The following is a 19,734-nucleotide window of genomic DNA, read 5'->3' on the forward strand; positions in this document are numbered from 1 at the left end:
TTACTTTGTTTTTTATGCCGTTGATTTTTGCTATATCTTAAAACAACAACTTTTATAAAAGGGTCTTTTTCAATCATTCACCCGTAAAAGTAGAATTTACTTTTACTAAACAGATTAAACAATGATAATAAAAAAGTCTATAGCAAAGGAACGAAAACATGCCTTCACTATAGACAATGATAAAATGTTGTTTTTTCTAAAAAAAAGTATTGCTATCGTGAATCGTTTTGTTTACACTATAAAACGGTCATTCACTTATGCAAAGGTGATGCCTCACTGTTTTGGGTCTGTCTTTTCGTCCTATTTTTCAACTTACCAGGTTAGATTCCTAGGATATTAGACACCCGAAACTTCAACTTCACTCTCATCCTCTTCTTCTGATTGAGCTTTCACATAGTCGATCAGCACAATTGTTTCATCATCTTCGTGGTTAATTGTACAGTTACTATATTCTTTCTTGATATCTTCTACTCGTACAGTATGTCCGATTTCAAACTCTGTAACATCAATTTCAATAAAATCAGGGATATCGCTTGCTTTTGCTTTAATATCTAGCTCGTGAATAAACTGTTTGACAGTACCTCCAGCTTTCTCACCATTAGACGTTCCTTTTAAAATAACACTAATTTTTGTATCAATTTCTGTGTCTTTTTCTACTTGAAGAAAATCGACATGTAGAACATCTTTGGTTACAGGATTACTTTGGTAATCTCTTAAAATTACATTGTTTGTATCACCATCGAGACTTAATTCGATAATCCCATTTCGACCAACATTCTTTAATGTTCTTTTTAAATCTGAATGTTTAACAACAATTGACTTTGTTTTAATCTTACTTCCGTAAACAACTGCAGGAATTTCCCCAGCATTTCTTATTTGTTTCAAACTTGATCTTTTAAATTCTTTCCTTTCTTTCGCAACTAATGTACTCACTATTTTTCCACCTTTCTCATTTTATGTAACTAGTAAACTATTATTTTATAGGTTTAGATTATGAAACTACCTATATATACAAGTTTACATAATTCGAAATTTTTTTCAAACTCCGTGCTTTATTTTAAAAGCAAAAAAAGAAGCTCTCCTAGGTTCATTACCTTGTAGAAAGCTTCATTAACATACATTACTATCTGGTACGGCCTCTATTTCTTATTTTTTTGGGCTATGATTTGCTTCTCATCTCGTTTTTGCGTCTTCAGCTTTATTTGTGCACCTTCAACACCCTATAGTGCGTAATCCAGTATAGATCCTCCTCATATATCTACACCAACTCAAGCCATTATTTTATAATAGGAAGTCGAAATACTTTGTTGGTCAATGGATATAGAAATTTGACACCTTTTTTCGTTAGCATATCACCTACTATATGTGATAGATACGCTATTGTGGAAATAAGAGCCAAGCCTTCTACGTTATTACTGACTTCTAATAGATGTGACATATACCACCAATAAATCAATGCCCAAATGGTATGTGTTGTTCCTCGATGTGCAAACCAACCAGCTATCCCAATGTACAACGCAAACATAACCAACCACCACAGCTCATTTGTTGCGGCATAGTACAGAAGAAATAAACTTAATACACTCATTAAAATATTTTTCACCGTTTCCTGGCTCTTCATAGAAAGACCCAAAATAACCGTTCCCCATCCAAAAAAGAGAAGTAAATTTTGTTGACTAAACCATTTCTCATCTAAGTTAGACAAGAAATGTAAATCCAAAAAGAATGTTAGTAATGATAAAGCCATTAATAAGCCACCAACAAACACTCCACTCTTCTTTATTAATTTTGCAGTTTTCGTTACACGTTTGTTTAACAGATTATTTCCATCCAAATCAGGAGCAAGAGAAGCCACTCCCGATGCTGCTAAAATGACAGGAATCATTTCAAGTGACTGGTTAACAGACGCCACTGCCCCTATTCCTAATCCGATTGTTAAGTGAGTTCTCCCTTTCAAGTTGCCACCTCTTTGTTGTTCTTCTTTTTAATAGAGTTCCTCGCGTATTCTACTGGTTTTGTTGACTAATACAATACCTGTTCTAGGTATTATTTCTTCATATCTTTCAAGCGAATATAGAAGAAGATTTTTATATCGACAACAAAATAATCTTTTATTTTACATCACAGAAATTTAACCTGTCAATACGTTTTTTGCTTTTTTTTAGGAAAGATGTTACAATTATTTTACAATATTTGTTTAATCGTATTTCAAATTCTTATGTACTTCTTTTTAAAGGAGAATTTGGGTGCGTTTTTTATAAATCGAACTCGAATAAAAAGGAAAGATGTGATGAGAATTTGCATTGTAGATCACCTGTAGAAGGCACCAACTAGTTAGAAGAATCGGTACCTTGGAAACTTTGGCTTCAACCATTAAAAGGACGTATCTTGAGTCGCAAATTAGTTGTACTAATGAATAAATAACTCAAGATGAGTGAACCAAGTTTTTTTACTATGACAGGGAGGATAAAAGAATGAATCTAGTCAATAAAGAAGTAACACACAAACATTTCGGTGAAGGAAGTATTGTGAAGCATAACGATTCAATTATTGAAATCAATTTCGCAACTGAAAATAAAAAGTTTGTTTTTCCCGATGCATTTGTAAAACACCTAACGTTACATGATAAAAATGCTGCTCATTCACTTGAAAAGGTAATAGAAAAAAGGGAATCTGAACGTGAGAGAATAAAACAGGAAAAGGAAGAAGAAAAAAGACTACGACGTAAAGAACATGAGCTTCGCTTAGAGCACGAAAAACTTATGAAGAATCATAAACTTCATCCTGAATCACAAATGGTTTATTGGTGTGAAACGGAAGAGTTGAGTAGTATTTTTACGGAGTGGAAGACGTTTACTGGTATTATCAAAAGTGGAACTAATAAAGGAAAGCCTAAAAAACCTACCCGCATTTACAAAAATAGTGTTTGTCTTTTAACTTCAAGAGAAGCAAGTATTCCTGAAAAAGATAGACGTATCTTAGGTCTGTATATGGTGAACGAAGATTTTATTGGTAAACTTTGTGAGGATGGATACATACCAGCCCATTCAAAATACAGATTAAAACTAACAGAACAGGAAGCAAATGAACTACTTTTCTGGAAATATTACGTAAATGAAAAATCTCCTCACCTTATGAGTTGGAACACAGGTAAATTCCGTTATTTTAATAATAGTTGGATGGCTCAAATTTTACGTGATATTGTTTCCCTAAAACAGGATCCACAGGAACGAAAATTAGCAGAGGGTTTTTTCGACTATTATTGTAAGCTAAATCGAATTGTGAAAGAAGAATTACCCGAACCGAATGGTGCATTAATGCGTATCTAATTTTCATGAGCATATTAAAGAATCAGTCCCCACACTTAAGTAGTATGGGCTGATTCTTTTCTTTTTGCCTACATATCCCTTTTAATAGCACTTATAATTGCATAACAGGGAAAAGTTGGACAATTATTGAATCTGTACGCTTTTACGTTTTATAGGTATGATAGGTACGGAGGGTGATAGAATGAATACCATTATTTTCGATGTTGATGACACTTTATATGATCAGGCATTATCTTTTAAAAATACATGCAAACGAATCTTTGATATACCTTTTACAGAGGTAGAATTAGAAAACTTTTACAAGGTGAGTAGAAAGCATAGTGATGCCCTTTTTGATAAAAGTGTTGCAGGTGAATTATCAGTAGAAGAGATGCACATCCGCAGAATTACAGATGCATGTGATGAGCTTAATATTGCGATCACTAGAAAAAAGGCTCTAGAATTTCAAGAAGCCTATGTTGAGGAACAACAAAAAATTACCTTATTTGATGAAGTCGTAGAGTTACTTGATTTACTATATCAGCAAAACAAACAACTTGCCATTCTTACAAATGGTTCTGAAGGTCATCAATCCATGAAGATTAAGCAACTGAACTTAACTAGATGGATTCCTGAAGAGCATCTTTTTATATCCGAATCTATTGGCTACTCGAAACCCACACGTGAAGCCTTTCATATTCTTGAAGACAAACTTCAATTAGATAAAGAAAAAACAGTTTATATTGGCGATTCTTTTGCTAATGATATTGTAGGGGCAAAACAAGCAGGCTGGCACGCCATATGGATGAATCATCGAAACAGACAACTACCTACAGGTGATGTTAAGCCAGATCATATCGTTTATCACGCAAAGGAGTTACTGGATCTATTTAAAAATAGCGAAAAAGATTCAGTTACTAGTAAGTAACACTCGTCATTAAATTTAATTGGAAATAAACGAAAAAAGGAAAGTAGTCATCAGGCATATTTATAAATCACGTTTTTTGACTACTTTCATTTTTTGAGAATTAATCACTATCTACTTTTTTATTATTTTAATATACCTAAATACTCTTTCCATGGTCCAACGTCTACTAGATATCTCTTCGCCATTACCCGTACGATTTGTGAAATGTGCGTTAAATCATGAACCACCCACGTCGATAGTAACTCTCTTAGTTTCACGGTACCAAACTCTGGATGGCTCCCCGTTAATTCAAAATCCTCTTCAGATTCTATAAGCGACTTCAGCTTCATTATATTTTGCTTTCTAATTTCTTTAAATTCAATTAGCTTATGTTTAAATGACTCTGCTTGTTTTTTCCCCATATGTGAGTACCGATTAAAAGCAGGAAATGGCTGGCTTTCACCTTCCTGAAGAATGAACTCTAATCGTGGAATCCAATTATTTTTCTCTCCTTCAATAAGGTGGTCAATGACTTCAGTGACATTCCAAGTTCCTTCTCCTTCATTACACTGCAGCCACCCATTCGATAAACCAGATAAAAAATAATCCAAAGTTTGTGGTGTAGATTCTAGAACCTCAATTGCTTCCTTCATATTAAAATTCATGTTTTTACTCCTTTCCACAGAACGGACCGCGATAAATGATATGATTTAGTACCATATTAAATTCAACGGGGGCTCTTTCCTCCATATATTAAGCCCCCAATTCTATCTCTTATTATATTACGGGCTCATCCCTATGATGATCGAAATTAGCAGAAACCATTTCCTTTTAACAATAGGAAAAAGCTCCTCAAAAGTCTAGTGACTAATGAGAAGCTTCTTTTTATAGTGAGCTGATAATCTTTAATATGAGTACATTTTTACATTATGATATCGACCAATTGGAACCATAAATGGAGAATCCGATACAGGGTCTCTTATAACCTTGCACTGGAGGCCAAAAATGTCTTCAATCAATTCACTAGTGATAACCTTAGATGGCTCCCCTTCTGCAACAAGCTTTCCGTTATAAAGAGCAAAGATATAGTCTGCATAACGTGCTGATAGGTTAATATCATGAAGAACCATAACGATCGTAGTTCCATGTTTTCGGTTGAGATCTGTCAAAAGGTCGAGAATTTCCACTTGATAAGTGATATCTAAATATGTGGTCGGTTCATCTAGAAACAAAATATCAGTTTGTTGCGCCAGAGCCATTGCAATCCATACCCGTTGTCTTTGCCCGCCTGATAGTTCATCAATATTTCGATCCGCGAATTCCGTAATTTTCATTATCTCCATGGCTTCAGCAACGGCTTCATAATCCTTTGTTGTCCAACCTTTTAGAAGGGTTTGGTGCGGAAATCTGCCCCGCGCTACTAAATCTGCAACCGTAATTCCTTCAGGGACAATTGGTGTTTGTGGCAAAAGCCCTAACACTCGAGCCAACTGTTTTGGTGGTATCTTATGAATAGGCTTTCCATCTAATGTAACTCTCCCAGAGGTAGGCTTAATTAATCTTGCCATCGTTTTAAGGAGAGTTGATTTGCCACAACCGTTCGCTCCAATTAAAATACTTATCTTATTACTTGGAATATTCATATACACATCATGTAGGATGGTTCTATTATCGTATCCAGCCGTAATTCCTTCAGCTTGAAAAGTATGAGTCGATTTCATTATAAATCTCCCTTTCGGTTCATTCGAAATAGCAAGTAGATCAAGTATGGCGCACCTAGAATCCCTGTAATTACCCCGACAGGATATCTAGCAACGAAGGCAAATTGTCCAACCAAATCTGATGCTAAAACTAAAATGATCCCTACAAGACCTGCTGGAATAACATTTGAAAATCCAACACCAACAAGCCTCTTCGCAATGGGTCCAGAAAGGAATGCAACAAAGGCAATTGGCCCTGTTGAAGCAGTAGCTAACCCAAGGATAAGAACAGAACTAATGATAAGGATTAGCCTTGTTTTATCCGTATTGACTCCTAACGAAGTGGCTGCTTGCTCCCCGAGTTCTAATAGTTCTAATCGATTCCCAAGTGCGATGATGATAGGCGCAAAGATTAGAACAGTAATGATTAGAGGATAGAGAGTTTCCATTTTTACGCCATTTAGACTTCCACTGAGCCACCTCATTGCGGTTGGGATATCATGTTCCTGACCAATCATCAGTAAGTAGGAAATGACAGCATTTAGCATAGCTTGAATACCGATACCTACTAATATTAGGCGACCAATTGAAAAAGATGATCCTCTTGATAAAAGAAATATGATTAAGACAGTCGCAAGTCCACCAATTACGGAAGCAATCGAAACAACCGTATTGCTTGCTTGAAGAATAATGATGCAAAATACTGCAGCTGAACTTGAACCAGCTGTTATTCCAATTACGTTGGGATTTGCCAAAGGATTACGTAACATGGTTTGGAAAACATAACCAGAAACTCCGAAAGCAAATCCAGCAAATACACCTGCAATCATTCTTGGAAAACGGATTGTACCGACTGCAAACGTTGCACCTTTAACCTCTTCGCCTAGTAGAACACGTATAACATCCTGAACGGGATAGATCGTGTTTCCAAGCATAAGCATAGCGCAACAAAGTGCGATAGCAATGATTGTAAGGATGGAAGTCATAATGATAAAACGCCGACGTCTTTTGTATCTACCTACCATGAGAAGTTTCATTGATTCATTTATCATAACGCACGCATTTTCGCTTTCATAGTTATTAAGATTAATATAGGTGCCCCAATAAATGCAGTAACTACCCCAACTTCAAGCTCACCTGGTGACCCGAGAAGTCTTCCACATACATCTGATATAGTTAATATGACGGCACCCGAGAGTGCTGACATCGGGATAACATATCGTAAATCAGCACCAATCAAAAGTCGTATTATATGAGTAGCTAGTAACCCAATAAAACCAATGGGTCCCGCTAGTGCTGTGGTTACCCCACACAATAAGACTCCTCCAAAAACAGCAATTAATCTAAGTGTACCTGTTCGTACTCCCAATCCCGTTGCAGCTTCATCTCCTAATGCTAATGCATTCAGTGCGGGGGCCGTGAAGAGAGCAACTAAAATTCCTATAATTAAAAATGGTATAAAAATCGATATAGAGTCCCAGTTTCCTGCTCCTACACTACCAACTTGCCAAAATCTAAATTGATCCATCACGTTAGAGCGAGGAATCATAATAGCCATAACAAGAGAGGATAATGCAGCACTTGTTGCAGCTCCCGCTAAAACGAGCTTTAGAGGAGTGGTACCGCCGCTCCCTATCGAACCAATTCCAAATACAATTATCGCAGTTATAATGGCTCCTGCTAATGCAAACCAAATATATTGACCAGCACTACTTAGATGAAAAAAAGCTATTCCACAAACAACGAAAAGGGCTGCCCCTGTGTTCACTCCCAATATGCTTGGGTCCGCAATAGGATTACGAGTGACCGATTGCATTAAAGCCCCAGATACTCCTAATGCAGCACCACACATCACACAAAATATAGTTCTAGCGATTCTTTGGCGTACTACATTTGCTCCATGGGATTGTACGTCAGGATGGAATAAACCATCCATTAGTTCATTCCACCCAACGATTCTAGACCCGAAAGCAAATGATGCCAATAAACTAATACCCAGTAAGAACATTAAAAGGGCCAATACCTTAAAAAAATGTTTAGGTATAAGGAACTGCTTATTTTCTGTAACAGATTTATATGTCATCTTAGTTCAACTTACCTACAGCTTCAGATAGTAAAGTTAAATACTCGTCAATTGAGTATTGAATAGCAAGTGGGTTAGGCGTTCCCGCTGCTGCAAGTGGAGTGTTATCTCCAATAATAACAACAGAACCTCTCTCTATTGCTGGAATTTTTCCGAAAATCGGATCAGTTTGAAGAGCCTCAAGCGTACTTTCATCACCGTACGACACAATAACTTCTGCATCGTTAAGCATATCTGCATTTTCAGCACTAACCTCTATATAGAAACTACCCTCAGCCACTTCACTTGAAATACTTTCAGGATAAGCCATTCCTAACTCCGTAAGGAATTCACCACGTGGATCTTCTGGTGAATAGATGTAGAACTTCGATAAATCAGCAGGACTAATACTTACAAATGCTGCCTTTTTACCCTTAATTTCTGGGTGAGCAGATGATTTCTCTTCAATTAATTTTTCTGTATCCGCAATAAGTTGCTTACCCTCTTCTTCCATCCCCATACCTATTGCATTATAAAGGGTTTGTTCACGCCATGAAGCTACCCAAGGACTAGTTTGATAGGCTACTACTGGAGCGATTTCACTCAATGTTTCGTATTCTTCTGGAGTAATACCTGAATATGCAGCAAGGATGACATCTGGATTAGCATCTGAAATAGCTTCAAAATCTAGTCCATCTGTATCTTGAAAAATTGTCGGATTTTCCTCACCAAGTTCTTTTAATTTCTCTGCAGTCCAAGGTAGCATTCCGCTCTCATCCTGAACACCATAGTTTGCAGCTGAGAAACCTTCTGGGACAACTCCAAGCGCTAAGGGAATATCTTGATTTCCCCATTGAATCGTTACAACTCGTTCTGGTTTGCTTTCAATTACTGTCTCTCCTAGAGCATGTTTAATTGTAATTGGGTATGTTGAATCTGTTTCAGTTGAATTTGCTGTTTTTGTTTCCTCATTCTTTGAAGTCTGACTAGAGCAACCAGTTATGGCAAAAACGGAAACCATAGTTAATGTTAACAATAATGAAAATAGTTTTTTGTTTTTCATATAGAAACCTACCTTCTAGTATTTTTTTAGATTTATCTTTTTAGAACTTCCTTATTTTTCTCTTCAAATTTTTCATTATGAGAAGATACCATTGCATACTTTTCAGCTTCTGGATTGATATACCTACATGCATTATTAACTGCAAGCACCGCATCTTGGAAGGTACCAACCAATAAATTTACTTTGTCGTCATAAGATACAATATCCCCAGCACCAAAAATTCCTGGAACCGAAGTCTTACATTGTCCTTGACTCACTAAGTAATAATCGTCTTTACGTACTGGTTGAATATCATCATCGAAGATTAAAGAAATTTCCCGATTATAGCCATGACAGATTAGTACATCATCAACCTGTATTTGATGCTTCTTGCCATTTTGCGAAATGATAACATGTTCAATCGCTGATTTATTTTCATTTGATAATAAGGACTGAATTTCTGCACAAAGCATGATTTGCACACCGTGCTCTTTTAGTTTCTTCACCTGAGACTCGTGGGCAGTTAATTGTTCCTTTCGGTAAATAACAACGACCTCTTTTGCCACTGATAAAAGTTCAATTGCCCAGTCAATGGCCCCATTTCCGCCACCTGATACAAGAACCTTTTTATTACGAAAACGTTCTAGTCCTAAAATTGTATAATGTAAGTTTGCCATTTCATATTTTTCTGCGCCTTCCAGCTCAAGCTTAACTGGATTTAAAATTCCTCCACCTACAGCAATAATAATGGTTTTGGAATAATGAACTTCCCCATGGTTCGTTAATATAACGAAAATATCCCCCTGCTTCTTAACTCGTTCCACTTTAGTATTTAGACATATCGTTGGTGAAAAGGTATTCGCCTGCTTAATTAAGTTTTGAATAAATTGTTGGGCCTGCATTGGCGGAAGTCCACCAACATCCCATATCACCTTTTCTGGATAAATGTTCACTTTACCACCTAAGACAGGTTGAACCTCAATAATTTTAGTTTTCATATCCCGTAAACCACTATAAAAAGCACTATATAAGCCCGCAGGACCTCCACCGATGATCGTTACATCATATAACTCCATATGAACCTCCTTAAATACCAAGTGTTTTTTGTAATAGTCAGGAAAAAAATTAGGCAATCGTGCACAATGTATGTATGAAAATCAATATTGAAAAACTATTATTTTTCTTATCATTCACCTTCCCTAAAAACAAAGTTTTATCTAGATCATGTATCAAGCATTAAAGGATTAGGTAAATGATAATCGTTTTCAATCAACAGTATAATTGAAAACGATTCTCGTTGTCAATTGCATCTTTAGGATTTCTATTTAGTAATATCAGTCCAAACACTGAGATTTGAATGTGTAGAAGATTGAAATATGATTAGGTGAAAAAACATTCCTAAACAAAAAAGACCTCCCAAAAGTTTATATAACAATTGAGAAGTCTCTATTTGTTTTACTAGACCTTTTATTGAAACAGCCTTTTTAAGCTGAATTATTTTGTGTAACTGACTTTACAACATCGAGTACCTAAGCAGTTGTGCTCGGGTTGTAATACATGTTGAGCTAAGCCTTCCATTTCCTTTTTGTGTAGGGTAAGAATTTAAAATCTTGCTTATTAATCCTTAAAGTTGATTATCTATTGTTAACTTACTTATAATTGTTCTCCATTGGTTTCGATGACTTTTTTATACCAGTAGAATGAATCTTTCTTGGAACGCTTCATCGTACCGTTTCCTTCATTGTCACGGTCCACATAAATCATTCCATATCGCTTTTTCATTTCCCCTGTTGTAAAGGATACAATATCAATAATCCCCCAAGGTGTATAACCAATTAATTCTACTCCATCTTCATTTACTGCTTGTTCTACAGCCTCAATATGACCTCTTAAATAGGCAATTCTTTCTGGATCATGGATCGAGCCATCCTCTTCCACTTTATCCACCGCACCAAATCCATTCTCAACGATAAATAAAGGGATTTGGTACCGATCATATAAACGATTTAATGTATAACGGAGTCCCGTTGGATCAATCCCCCAACCCCAATCACTTGATTTGATGTAAGGATTGTTAACACTATTTGGAACAGCTCCATTTACGATTTTTTCAGAATTCTGTTCTGTTGCACCTGACTTAACTGTATTAGACATATAATAACTAAGTGCCAAGTAGTCAACCGTTCCATTTCGTAAAATTTCTTCGTCTCCGTCTTCCATCTTGATGTTATATCCTTCTCTCTCAAATTCCTTAAGGGCATAACTTGGATAATACCCGCGTACATGTACATCTGAGAAGAAGTAACGTTCTCTCATCGAAGTTTCAGCTAACAGAACGTCTTCGGGATTTGAAGAGTATGGATAAATCGGAATATGTGCAACCATTCCTCCAATTTGGAAATTGGGATTTATTTCTTTTCCTTTTGCTACCGCTAAAGCACTTGCTAGTAATTCATGGTGACCCGTTTGAAACATTACTTCCCTAGCATTTTCGCCTTCTTTCACCACGACACCTGAGTTTGTCCATAAAAAGATTGGATTACTAACATCCATTTGGTTATTGATTTCATTAAACGTCATCCAATATTTCACTTTATCCTTGTAACGGGTAAAGCAAACTTCAGCAAACTTGACAAAGAAGTCTACAAGTTTTCTGTTTCTAAATCCGCCGTATTCCTTTGCTAGATGTAACGGAATCTCAAAGTGAGACAACGTAATCACAGGCTCGATTCCATACTTCAATAATTCATCGAATACATTATCGTAAAATTGTAATCCTGCTTCATTCGGTTCCGCTTCATCACCTTTAGGAAAAATTCTACTCCATGCAATAGAAGTTCTTAAACATTTTAGCCCCATTTCGGCAAATAAAGCGATATCTTCCTTGTAACGATGATAGAAATCTATTGCCTCATGGTTTGGGTAAAATTTATCATCTTCAATCGTATCTGTTATTTGTCTTGGCACACCGTTAGCACCTGCCGTCATTACATCAACAACACTCGGTCCTTTGCCCCCTGCATTCCAACCACCTTCAAATTGATGAGCTGCTAATGCGCCACCCCATAAAAAATCTTTTGGTAATTTTCCCATTTATGAGTCCTCCTTAAGGAAGTTATTTTATATTCTCTCTTAGCCTTCTACATGACGAATGTTCGTACACTAGATTTTGATCACTTTCACTATTATAGGTAAATGACTTGTTATTACTTTGTGCATTTATAGTATAATTGTATCGGTATAATTTATCAATAACCTAACAATATCACATTACATTCATAATGTCCGAGCTGTCTGTGATTTTTTTACTATTAAGTGCTATAATTTTGATAAAAAACAAAGAGGAATGTACATGCTAAAGTATCAGCAAATTGCGAAGGAAATTGAAAAATATATTGAAGATCACTCTCTCCAACAAGGTGAAAAATTGCCTGTATTAGAATCGTTAATGACTCAGTTCAAAGTAAGCAAAAGTACTATAACGAAGTCATTGGACTTATTGGAAAGAAAAGGAGTTATATTTCAATTAAGAGGAAGCGGCATTTTTGTTCGAAGGCAAAAAAGAAAAGGGTACATCACTCTTTTTACAAATCAAGGTTTTAAAAAGGATCTTGAGGATTTTCAATTATCTTCCGAGGTCATCGAATTAGAAGTAAGAAAACCCACAGACGAGGTTGCATTCAATTTAAATATGGATCTAAATGATGATGTTTATTATGTTAAACGAGTTCGTTATATAAACGGAGAAACCTTATGTCTAGAAGAATCTTATTATAATAAATCAATTGTTACTTACTTAAATAACGAGATTGTCAAAGATTCAATATTTGATTATATTCGGGACGCATTAGGCTTACAAGTGGGATTTTCAGATATTTACTTACAAGCTGGAATGTTAACAGAAGAAGAAGCTAGGTATTTAAAACTTGAAACAGGAGCACCAAAGCTATATGTTGAATCGATTTTTCATTTAACAAATGGGTTGCCTTTTGACTTTTCAAAGATTTCCTATAACTATAAACAATCTCAGTTTTATATGCAGGGGAATGGTCAACTTTTGTAGAATTCTCATGAAATTACATTTACCTAATTTGACAAATATGTGTGGGGACTAACAGACAGACACAACTTTCTTTACTTAATAAACGAAAAAAGACAACGGGTGGAAATTAGGATCAGTCCTTTGCTGCATTATAAGTGTGGCAGACTTATGACTGACCTATAAACACTAGTTGTCTTTTCATACTTTTGGTAGATTTCAGAGCTTCGTTGATCTGTTACGAAACGGCTAGGGAAAAAGAGCACACATTCACGTTAACATAGAAATAAAAAAGAAGCTCCCCACAAGTTTACTCAACTCATGAGAAGCCTCGATTAAAACCTCAATTTTAGCAAAATGTTAACATTCCACTCTCATCTTACATAAAACCCTTATATATCAAGGGACGAAGCGGCTTATTACATCATGCCGCCCATATTTTATAGCAGTTTCGTAGTCTTTCTGCTCATTTCATAATAATGATTTTTTGATAGATACATGAGGTAATAGAATAATTATGTTTTGAATTATTTCGTTGTCTGGTGAAACATTTGTTAGTTTTGTGTGATTTTCTAAAAAATCACATCGTTTTCTAAACTGCATTTCCGATCTGTTTTAGTATATTTAAAATTAATGATGATACCTCAATTAATACGTATCCTAGACCCACGCTTTGAATCTTCCACCAAGCCCTTTCTGAATTACCGAATATGTATAGAAAACTCACCTACTATTTAGGTGAGTCCTCTGGAAATCCTTTTATCCATATGAAATTGTTTAAAATGCCAATGGCGACTAGTTTTTCATTATCTTCTTTACCAATCTTTGTTTCATAAAGTGTAAATAATACCATATTCTTTTTGGTAGTTTCTGAATTAACTACTGTTCCACCGAGCCATCCTAAGAGTATTCCGTTTTCTTCACTTATCTGTTCTTTAACCCAATTTACGTAATCGTATTTTGATGATGGATTTGTTGTGGTTGTGAAAAGTAACATAAAACCAATTATTATTGCGAATATGTATCTTTTTTTCATTATTACCAACCCTTTTTAGGAATCATCTTTACCATAAGGTGTATAAATAATACATATTGCAACAAAAGCTTGAGGTGAATTACTTGAAAGTTAATATCGACGTATTTCTTAACATCGAAGGAAATTATACTAGGAGCGGTGGTCCTTTTAACGTAAATTCTCGTGAGTATATAGATAATCCAGATCTTGCAGTAGCCATCATTGCCTATGAATACATTCAAGAAATTGTTAGGCAAACTGGTTACAGGGAAACTGAAATTAGGAAAGTACTATATGAGGGGAATAAGGATATAACTGAATTGACCAGGCAGATAAGAAGGGTTCCTCCGAGGGATGATTTGCCGTTTTAGGATGCATTTCTAAAGAAATAATAAAGGGAAATTAATTTCCATTTCAATGTGAAAACATATATAATTTCTATGTAGTCCTCTATTGAATTCATTCTTTCCTAAAGTTATAAATCTTATGTAAAAATAGCTGTTTTTTTGTCGAAAAGTGTAAATTTTAAACTTTTTGGTATCAATTGATACCGAATTTGGTATACTTAATACACGGAGATGATTAACCTAACATCATTTGGAGGAATGTTTTTGACTAATACTACTAAAAAAGCCTTTCTTCGTGAAGCTAAACAACTCATCTCCAGGGGCAAAAGAGATTTCATCAAGAGAACATACGATCACCCATCAGGTCGAAAAGTCCGTTGGATTGAGGCACTTTTAGATATCGGTTTAACAAATCCTGAGCAGGCTTGGGATGAGGTCCTTAAATTGACACTAAAAGATTATCATGATGGTCCTTGTGTAGATGAAGATCGCCCAAGTGAAGGTAAAGTCATTTGGATTTTTAAAAAGCAAGTTAACGGTGTATTAACTTACATTAAAATTAAGATTGACTCTACAAGAGGGTGTGTATGTTTATCTTTCCATAAAGATTGGTAAAATGTATTAAATAATTCTAACATAACGGGGGAAATATTCAATGGAGGACAATATCGTGAAACCAATTATTAAGTTTTGTGATACATGTCACATAGATGTTGAAACTATTATTATTGAAAGACCCGCCACCTATACGTTTAAAGGTGAAACCTTCGAAATTACTGAAAAGGTCATGCAATGCGCCGTCTGTAAAGAGGATATCTACAATGAAACCTTAGATTCACAAACGATGAGTACTCTTGTGAAACTGTATTCAGAAAAAGTTGGTATTTCTTTAGACGAAATTAAGAGTATTCGCTCTAACTTTGGTCTTTCTATGGATCTTTTCGCGAAAATTCTCGGATGGAGTAAATCAACAATTGTAAGGTATGAGTCTGGAAAATATATTCCTGATTCATCTCATTTGACTGTATTAAAACAATTAAGAGATAAACCCGATATAATTGATGAATATTACAAAATGAACGCCCATAGATTTACGGAAAAAGAAAGAAGAAAAATTGAAGAAAAATTAAAGAATTTAGACCAGATTACTGTAGAACAAGGATTAGTGGAAGCTTTAAACATTAATTATAAACTTCATGAGAAAACTATAGATTCAGGCTATAATAATTTCTCATTAGAAAAATTAATCCATATGATTTTATATTTCACAAAACATGGTGTTCAAAAAACAAAGCTGATGAAACTACTCTTTTATTCCGACTTTCTCAATTTCAAAAGGAATCTAGTTTCTATGAGCGGAACACCATATGTAAAGTTACCTTATGGGCCTGTGCCAAAAGACCATGATTTATTATTATCTTCTCTTGAAAAAAATAATGTTATCGATATTAACTACGAATTTATTAATGAGTATACAATAATAAACATTAATTCAAAACTTGATTTTAATAGTTCACTTTTTGATGAAGATGAAATTCGTATCCTAGAAGAAGTTAAAGAGGAATTCAAAAGATTTGGTTCAGGTGCTATAAGTGAATTTTCACATAAAGAAGACGGATGGAAATATACTGAGGATAGAGAAATTATCTCATATGACTATGCTGATTCTTTACAGTTAGATTAAATCCCTACTCAAAAAGAGTAGGGATTTTTCATGTTAGTTTAACATTATTTTTATCTTCAAATTGCTTCAATGCTTCAGCAACAATTTCGTCTTTATTACCTGATTTAGTTAACCTTACTCCTCCATGCCCCATTTGCATCGGCAACACAAACACATCAAACTCACCATTTTTCATTTCTACAACTGTTAAGTTGACCATTGATTTAAGCTCCTGAATTGCGGTTAATTCTTTAATTTCGGTATTTGTTATCATCTTTATCATCCCCCTCAATAGAAAAATTCCATAAAAAGAGCGGCATTCCTTTATTATCATGTGACAGATACGTGAAAAAATTGTGTCCTTTTTAATGGGATAATTGACACTAAAATGTTCAATTGAGAAGAATTATAGTTTGTTAAACTAGTACAAATGTATGGTATCATTGTTACTGGAAATTAATTTACTTTTAGGGGGATAACATGAAAAAAATTACTTATGTCTTATTTGCTTTATTGGTTACATTAAGCGCCGTCTTCACTAATCCAACATCTAGTAATGCATCTAATGATTACACAAGATTGTCTGGTAGCACCCGTTTAGACACTGCATTGCAAATTTCAAAAACGGGTTGGCCAAATGGATTAGAATCCACTGAAAAGTCAGTAGTACTAGCTCGTGCAGATGATCCAGCAGATGCTCTTGCCGCAGCAAGTTTATCTGGTACTAAGGATGCACCTATACTACTTACTTATCCAAACAAACTAGATAATTCCATCTTGTCAGAGCTATCACGATTGGGCGCAAAAAAGATTTACATACTCGGTGGTACTGGTGCAATATCTAATAATGTTGAAAATCTTTTAAAATCAAAAGGTTATCAAACTCAACGTGTTAAAGGGTCTGATCGCTTCAAAACTGCCGAAGCAATTAATAACGTTGCAGGGACTTCAAAAAAGCCAAAGGCAATTATTGCAAATGGAGTAACTGTAGCCGATGCGTTGTCTGCTTCAGCAACATCTGCAATTAATGAAATTCCTATTTATCTTGCAACAAAAGATTCCATGAGGGTTCAATTACCTTCCAATATCAAAGAGGTTGATATATTTGGTGGTACAGCGGCAATTTCCGCTGGAATTGAAAACCAACTTAAATCAAAAGGTATAAAAGTTAATCGTATTTCTGGGAAAACCCGCTATGAAACTAGTGTTAAAGCGGCAACCAATTTAAAAATTAATTCTAACAACATTATTCTTGTTCGTGGTGAATCAGTTAATAAGTCAAAACAAGACTACCCAGATGCAGTTGCAGCTTCAGGTTTAGCCAACAAACTTAATGCAAAAGTTTTATTAATTCATCCTACTCGCTCTCAAGACATTACAAAGTCTTATCTAGCTGGAAAGACTCTGAACACCATTGTATTGGGTGGAAAAGTAGCCATAAGTGATGCTGCTTTACAAGGTCTAGGTTACGATACGCCAGGACAATTAACCGTTCACTTCATTGATGTTGGGCAAGGCGACAGTATTCTTGTACAAACTCAAGGTAAAACCCTATTAGTTGACGGTGGAAACCGTTCTGCAGGTCAAAAGGTTGTATCTTATCTAAAAAAAGCCGGGATTACATCAATTGATTATTTAATAGCAACGCATCCTGATGCTGACCATATTGGCGGTTTAATAGATGTGTTGAATTCATTCAAAGTAGGAAAAGTATTAGACTCTGGTCTAACTCATACTTCGCAAACTTATTTCGAGTATTTACAAATTATTGACCGTAAGAATATTCCTTTTGAAGTACCTAGTGTTGGCAGTAATTTTACATTGAATAAAGAAATAGGTTTTAATATCTTAAATAATGGTAATGGTTATAATGAAAATAATGATGGCTCTGTAGTTGCAAAGGTAACTTATGATAAAGTTAGTTTCTTATTAACAGGCGACGCTACAATTAAATCAGAGCAAAAAATGCTGTCTCGTTCGGGTAATCTACAAGCGACATTCTTAAAAGTAGGACACCACGGATCAGATACATCTACGTCACAAGCATTTTTAAATGCGGTTAACCCAAAAGAAGCAATTCTTTCATACGGCAAGAATTCTTATGGTCATCCTGACTCAAGTGTGGTTAATAGACTTAAAAATAAAAAAGTTAAGCTATACTCAACTTATCAATCAGGAGATATTGTTGTAACTACTGACGGCTCCACATATAGTATTAATGCTAAACCTTGGACAGGTAATGGAAATGGCGATACGACTAACCCTAAGCCTACACCACCTTCAGAACCAGCAACAACTGGTAAGCTGGATATTACTGGCCTAGATTTAGATAAAGAAATAGTTACAATAAAAAATATAGATACTAAAGATATTAAAATGGATGGTTGGAAACTTGTTAGTGTTGTAGGAAATCAAACTTTCAAATTCCCTTCTGGATATGTTCTTAAAAAAGGTGCTACAGTAAAAATAGTCTCAGGTCGAGGTGCTGTAAATAACCCTCCTTCACAATTACTTTGGACTACTGGCTATATTTGGAATAATTCAGGAGATACAGCAACCTTATATGACCCACAAGGAAAGAAGATTGATACACTTGCTAAATAAATACACAGTTGATCGTTTCGAGGGAAATCTTGCTGTTTTATTGTTACGACAAAATGAAGAAGTACAAATTGAAATTGCTAAGAAGAATTTACCGAGTGAACTACAAGAAGGAGATATCATCAACTTAGAACTAAATGATGATGGTTCAGTTGCTTTTGTAGAAATTTTACAAGAGGAAACTATAAGATTACGTAGAACGGCTGAAGATTTATTAAATAAACTAAAAAACAAAAAGTAATAATTAGAGCCCTTGCAATCATGGAGGGCTCTTTTATAATCATATAAATTAAAACCACCTATCTGCTTCTACACAAATAGGTGGTCTTTGCGGCCAATTGGAATATTCCTTTCCAATTTCTTCGCAACCCTCATCATGATTATACATTCATATAAAAGAATCTTCAGTTATTTTCGTCACATTTCAAATATATGTTTCAAAATAAAACCCCCTTCTCCGAAGAGACAGGGCTATTTTTATGAAATCCTTACGCAGTTTATTTCTTCAAACTGCTTTAAAGCTTCTACCATTACTTCTTCCTTTTTACCTGATTGTTTGATCCGAACATAGTTTAAATCTATATCATCAGGAAAAATAGTTACATCATACACACCATCTACTTCAATTACCTGCAAATGGACCTTAGAAGAAATAACTTTATTAGCTGTTAATTCTCTTCTTTCCATAATACATTCAACTCCCCTTATAGAGATTCAATATGGAGAGATCTATCCCTTTGTTATTATGTGACAAAAGTGTGAATTATTATTGTCTTAATATATAAAAGATCCCTTTAGATATATAATTTCAATAAATACTTTTTGAGAGGTTATATTATTATGAAACCATCAATAGGCTACAATCTTAGATTGTTAAGGTTCCAAAAAAATGTAACACAATCAAAAGTTGCTGAAGTAATTGGAATTAGCAAAAATACCTTAAGTAGATATGAAAATAACGAAAGAATCCCGAATGAAGAGTTACTTAATAAATTTGCAGATTTTTATGAGGTGCCAGTTACAAAGATAAAAGCTGAATAAAAATGCCAC

General features: G+C 34.9%; 21 protein-coding genes. 9 read left to right on the plus strand and 12 right to left on the minus strand.

Translation table 11 applies throughout. The annotated features are described in order from the left end of the window. Positions 1–336 precede the first annotated feature (336 nt). Positions 337–933: a 50S ribosomal protein L25 gene (locus tag ACWPVE_RS07130; RefSeq protein ID WP_453992047.1), complete on the minus strand. Its 597-nt coding sequence runs from the start codon at positions 931–933 to the stop codon at positions 337–339. Positions 934–1,276: 343 nt separating this feature from the next. Then, positions 1,277–1,957 carry a metal-dependent hydrolase gene (locus tag ACWPVE_RS07135; RefSeq protein WP_453992049.1) on the minus strand — a complete coding sequence of 227 codons (681 nt, stop codon included), beginning with the start codon at positions 1,955–1,957 and terminating at the stop codon, positions 1,277–1,279. A gap of 517 nt (positions 1,958–2,474) precedes the next feature. On the opposite strand from ACWPVE_RS07135, the gene ACWPVE_RS07140 reads away from it, so the two are divergent. After that, positions 2,475–3,329 (plus strand): malate synthase, encoded by an 855-nt coding sequence (locus ACWPVE_RS07140; protein ID WP_453992051.1) that lies wholly within the window; start codon positions 2,475–2,477, stop codon positions 3,327–3,329. 181 nt (positions 3,330–3,510) lie between these two features. After that, positions 3,511–4,236, plus strand: coding sequence for an HAD family hydrolase (locus tag ACWPVE_RS07145; protein WP_453992053.1), 726 nt, complete (start codon positions 3,511–3,513; stop codon positions 4,234–4,236). A gap of 122 nt (positions 4,237–4,358) precedes the next feature. Here the strand turns inward: ACWPVE_RS07145 and ACWPVE_RS07150 are convergent, their stop codons facing one another. From ACWPVE_RS07150 to bglA, 7 genes are all read right to left on the minus strand, one after another. Further along, a complete protein-coding gene (locus ACWPVE_RS07150) occupies positions 4,359–4,880 on the minus strand; it encodes a DinB family protein (RefSeq protein WP_453992055.1) in 522 nt (173 codons plus the stop codon). Positions 4,881–5,120: 240 nt separating this feature from the next. Beyond that, positions 5,121–5,936: an ABC transporter ATP-binding protein gene (locus ACWPVE_RS07155; protein ID WP_453992057.1), complete on the minus strand. Its 816-nt coding sequence runs from the start codon at positions 5,934–5,936 to the stop codon at positions 5,121–5,123. Beyond that, a complete protein-coding gene (locus ACWPVE_RS07160) occupies positions 5,936–6,967 on the minus strand; it encodes a FecCD family ABC transporter permease (protein WP_453992059.1) in 1,032 nt (343 codons plus the stop codon). Before ACWPVE_RS07160 ends, ACWPVE_RS07155 begins: the two co-directional genes overlap by 1 nt. Then, positions 6,964–7,998, minus strand: coding sequence for a FecCD family ABC transporter permease (locus ACWPVE_RS07165; protein WP_453992061.1), 1,035 nt, complete (start codon positions 7,996–7,998; stop codon positions 6,964–6,966). Before ACWPVE_RS07165 ends, ACWPVE_RS07160 begins: the two co-directional genes overlap by 4 nt. A 1-nt stretch (position 7,999) precedes the next feature. Further along, the gene (locus ACWPVE_RS07170; RefSeq protein WP_453992063.1) at positions 8,000–9,040 is read right to left on the minus strand and encodes an iron-siderophore ABC transporter substrate-binding protein; all 1,041 of its coding nucleotides are present in this window, start codon (positions 9,038–9,040) and stop codon (positions 8,000–8,002) included. Positions 9,041–9,072: 32 nt separating this feature from the next. Beyond that, complete coding sequence (locus tag ACWPVE_RS07175; RefSeq protein WP_453992065.1) at positions 9,073–10,095, minus strand: NAD(P)/FAD-dependent oxidoreductase; 1,023 nt, start codon at positions 10,093–10,095, stop codon at positions 9,073–9,075. Between the two features lie 577 nt (positions 10,096–10,672). Beyond that, the gene (gene bglA / locus ACWPVE_RS07180) at positions 10,673–12,112 is read right to left on the minus strand and encodes a 6-phospho-beta-glucosidase BglA (RefSeq protein WP_453992067.1); all 1,440 of its coding nucleotides are present in this window, start codon (positions 12,110–12,112) and stop codon (positions 10,673–10,675) included. A 259-nt stretch (positions 12,113–12,371) separates the two neighbouring features. Here bglA and ACWPVE_RS07185 point away from each other — a divergent pair, with 259 nt between their 5' ends. Further along, positions 12,372–13,082, plus strand: coding sequence for a GntR family transcriptional regulator (locus tag ACWPVE_RS07185; RefSeq protein WP_453992069.1), 711 nt, complete (start codon positions 12,372–12,374; stop codon positions 13,080–13,082). A 706-nt stretch (positions 13,083–13,788) separates the two neighbouring features. Here ACWPVE_RS07185 and ACWPVE_RS07190 read toward each other — a convergent pair. Beyond that, positions 13,789–14,094, minus strand: a complete 306-nt coding sequence (locus tag ACWPVE_RS07190; RefSeq protein ID WP_453992071.1) for a DUF4359 domain-containing protein — start codon at positions 14,092–14,094, stop codon at positions 13,789–13,791. Between the two features lie 83 nt (positions 14,095–14,177). Here ACWPVE_RS07190 and ACWPVE_RS07195 point away from each other — a divergent pair, with 83 nt between their 5' ends. From ACWPVE_RS07195 to ACWPVE_RS07205, 3 genes are all read left to right on the plus strand, one after another. Next, complete coding sequence (locus ACWPVE_RS07195) at positions 14,178–14,444, plus strand: hypothetical protein (protein WP_453992073.1); 267 nt, start codon at positions 14,178–14,180, stop codon at positions 14,442–14,444. Between the two features lie 240 nt (positions 14,445–14,684). Next, positions 14,685–15,035, plus strand: a complete 351-nt coding sequence (locus ACWPVE_RS07200) for a hypothetical protein (protein ID WP_453992075.1) — start codon at positions 14,685–14,687, stop codon at positions 15,033–15,035. Between the two features lie 55 nt (positions 15,036–15,090). Then, positions 15,091–16,104 carry a type II TA system antitoxin MqsA family protein gene (locus ACWPVE_RS07205; RefSeq protein ID WP_453992077.1) on the plus strand — a complete coding sequence of 338 codons (1,014 nt, stop codon included), beginning with the start codon at positions 15,091–15,093 and terminating at the stop codon, positions 16,102–16,104. Between the two features lie 28 nt (positions 16,105–16,132). Here the strand turns inward: ACWPVE_RS07205 and ACWPVE_RS07210 are convergent, their stop codons facing one another. Beyond that, positions 16,133–16,357, minus strand: coding sequence for a hypothetical protein (locus tag ACWPVE_RS07210; protein ID WP_453992079.1), 225 nt, complete (start codon positions 16,355–16,357; stop codon positions 16,133–16,135). A 206-nt stretch (positions 16,358–16,563) separates the two neighbouring features. Here ACWPVE_RS07210 and ACWPVE_RS07215 point away from each other — a divergent pair, with 206 nt between their 5' ends. Together ACWPVE_RS07215 and ACWPVE_RS07220 are read left to right on the plus strand one after the other, a co-directional pair. Next, complete coding sequence (locus ACWPVE_RS07215; protein ID WP_453992081.1) at positions 16,564–18,687, plus strand: cell wall-binding repeat-containing protein; 2,124 nt, start codon at positions 16,564–16,566, stop codon at positions 18,685–18,687. Beyond that, entirely contained in the window at positions 18,677–18,925 is a 249-nt protein-coding gene (locus tag ACWPVE_RS07220; protein WP_453992083.1) for a DUF3006 domain-containing protein, read from the plus strand. Before ACWPVE_RS07215 ends, ACWPVE_RS07220 begins: the two co-directional genes overlap by 11 nt. A 236-nt stretch (positions 18,926–19,161) precedes the next feature. Here ACWPVE_RS07220 and ACWPVE_RS07225 read toward each other — a convergent pair whose 3' ends face one another. Next, positions 19,162–19,371, minus strand: a complete 210-nt coding sequence (locus tag ACWPVE_RS07225) for a hypothetical protein (protein ID WP_453992085.1) — start codon at positions 19,369–19,371, stop codon at positions 19,162–19,164. Between the two features lie 153 nt (positions 19,372–19,524). Between ACWPVE_RS07225 and ACWPVE_RS07230 the strand changes: the two genes are divergently transcribed. Beyond that, positions 19,525–19,725 carry a helix-turn-helix domain-containing protein gene (locus ACWPVE_RS07230; RefSeq protein ID WP_453992087.1) on the plus strand — a complete coding sequence of 67 codons (201 nt, stop codon included), beginning with the start codon at positions 19,525–19,527 and terminating at the stop codon, positions 19,723–19,725. Positions 19,726–19,734: the final 9 nt, after the last annotated feature.

The organism is Bacillus nitroreducens, from assembly GCF_964021195.1.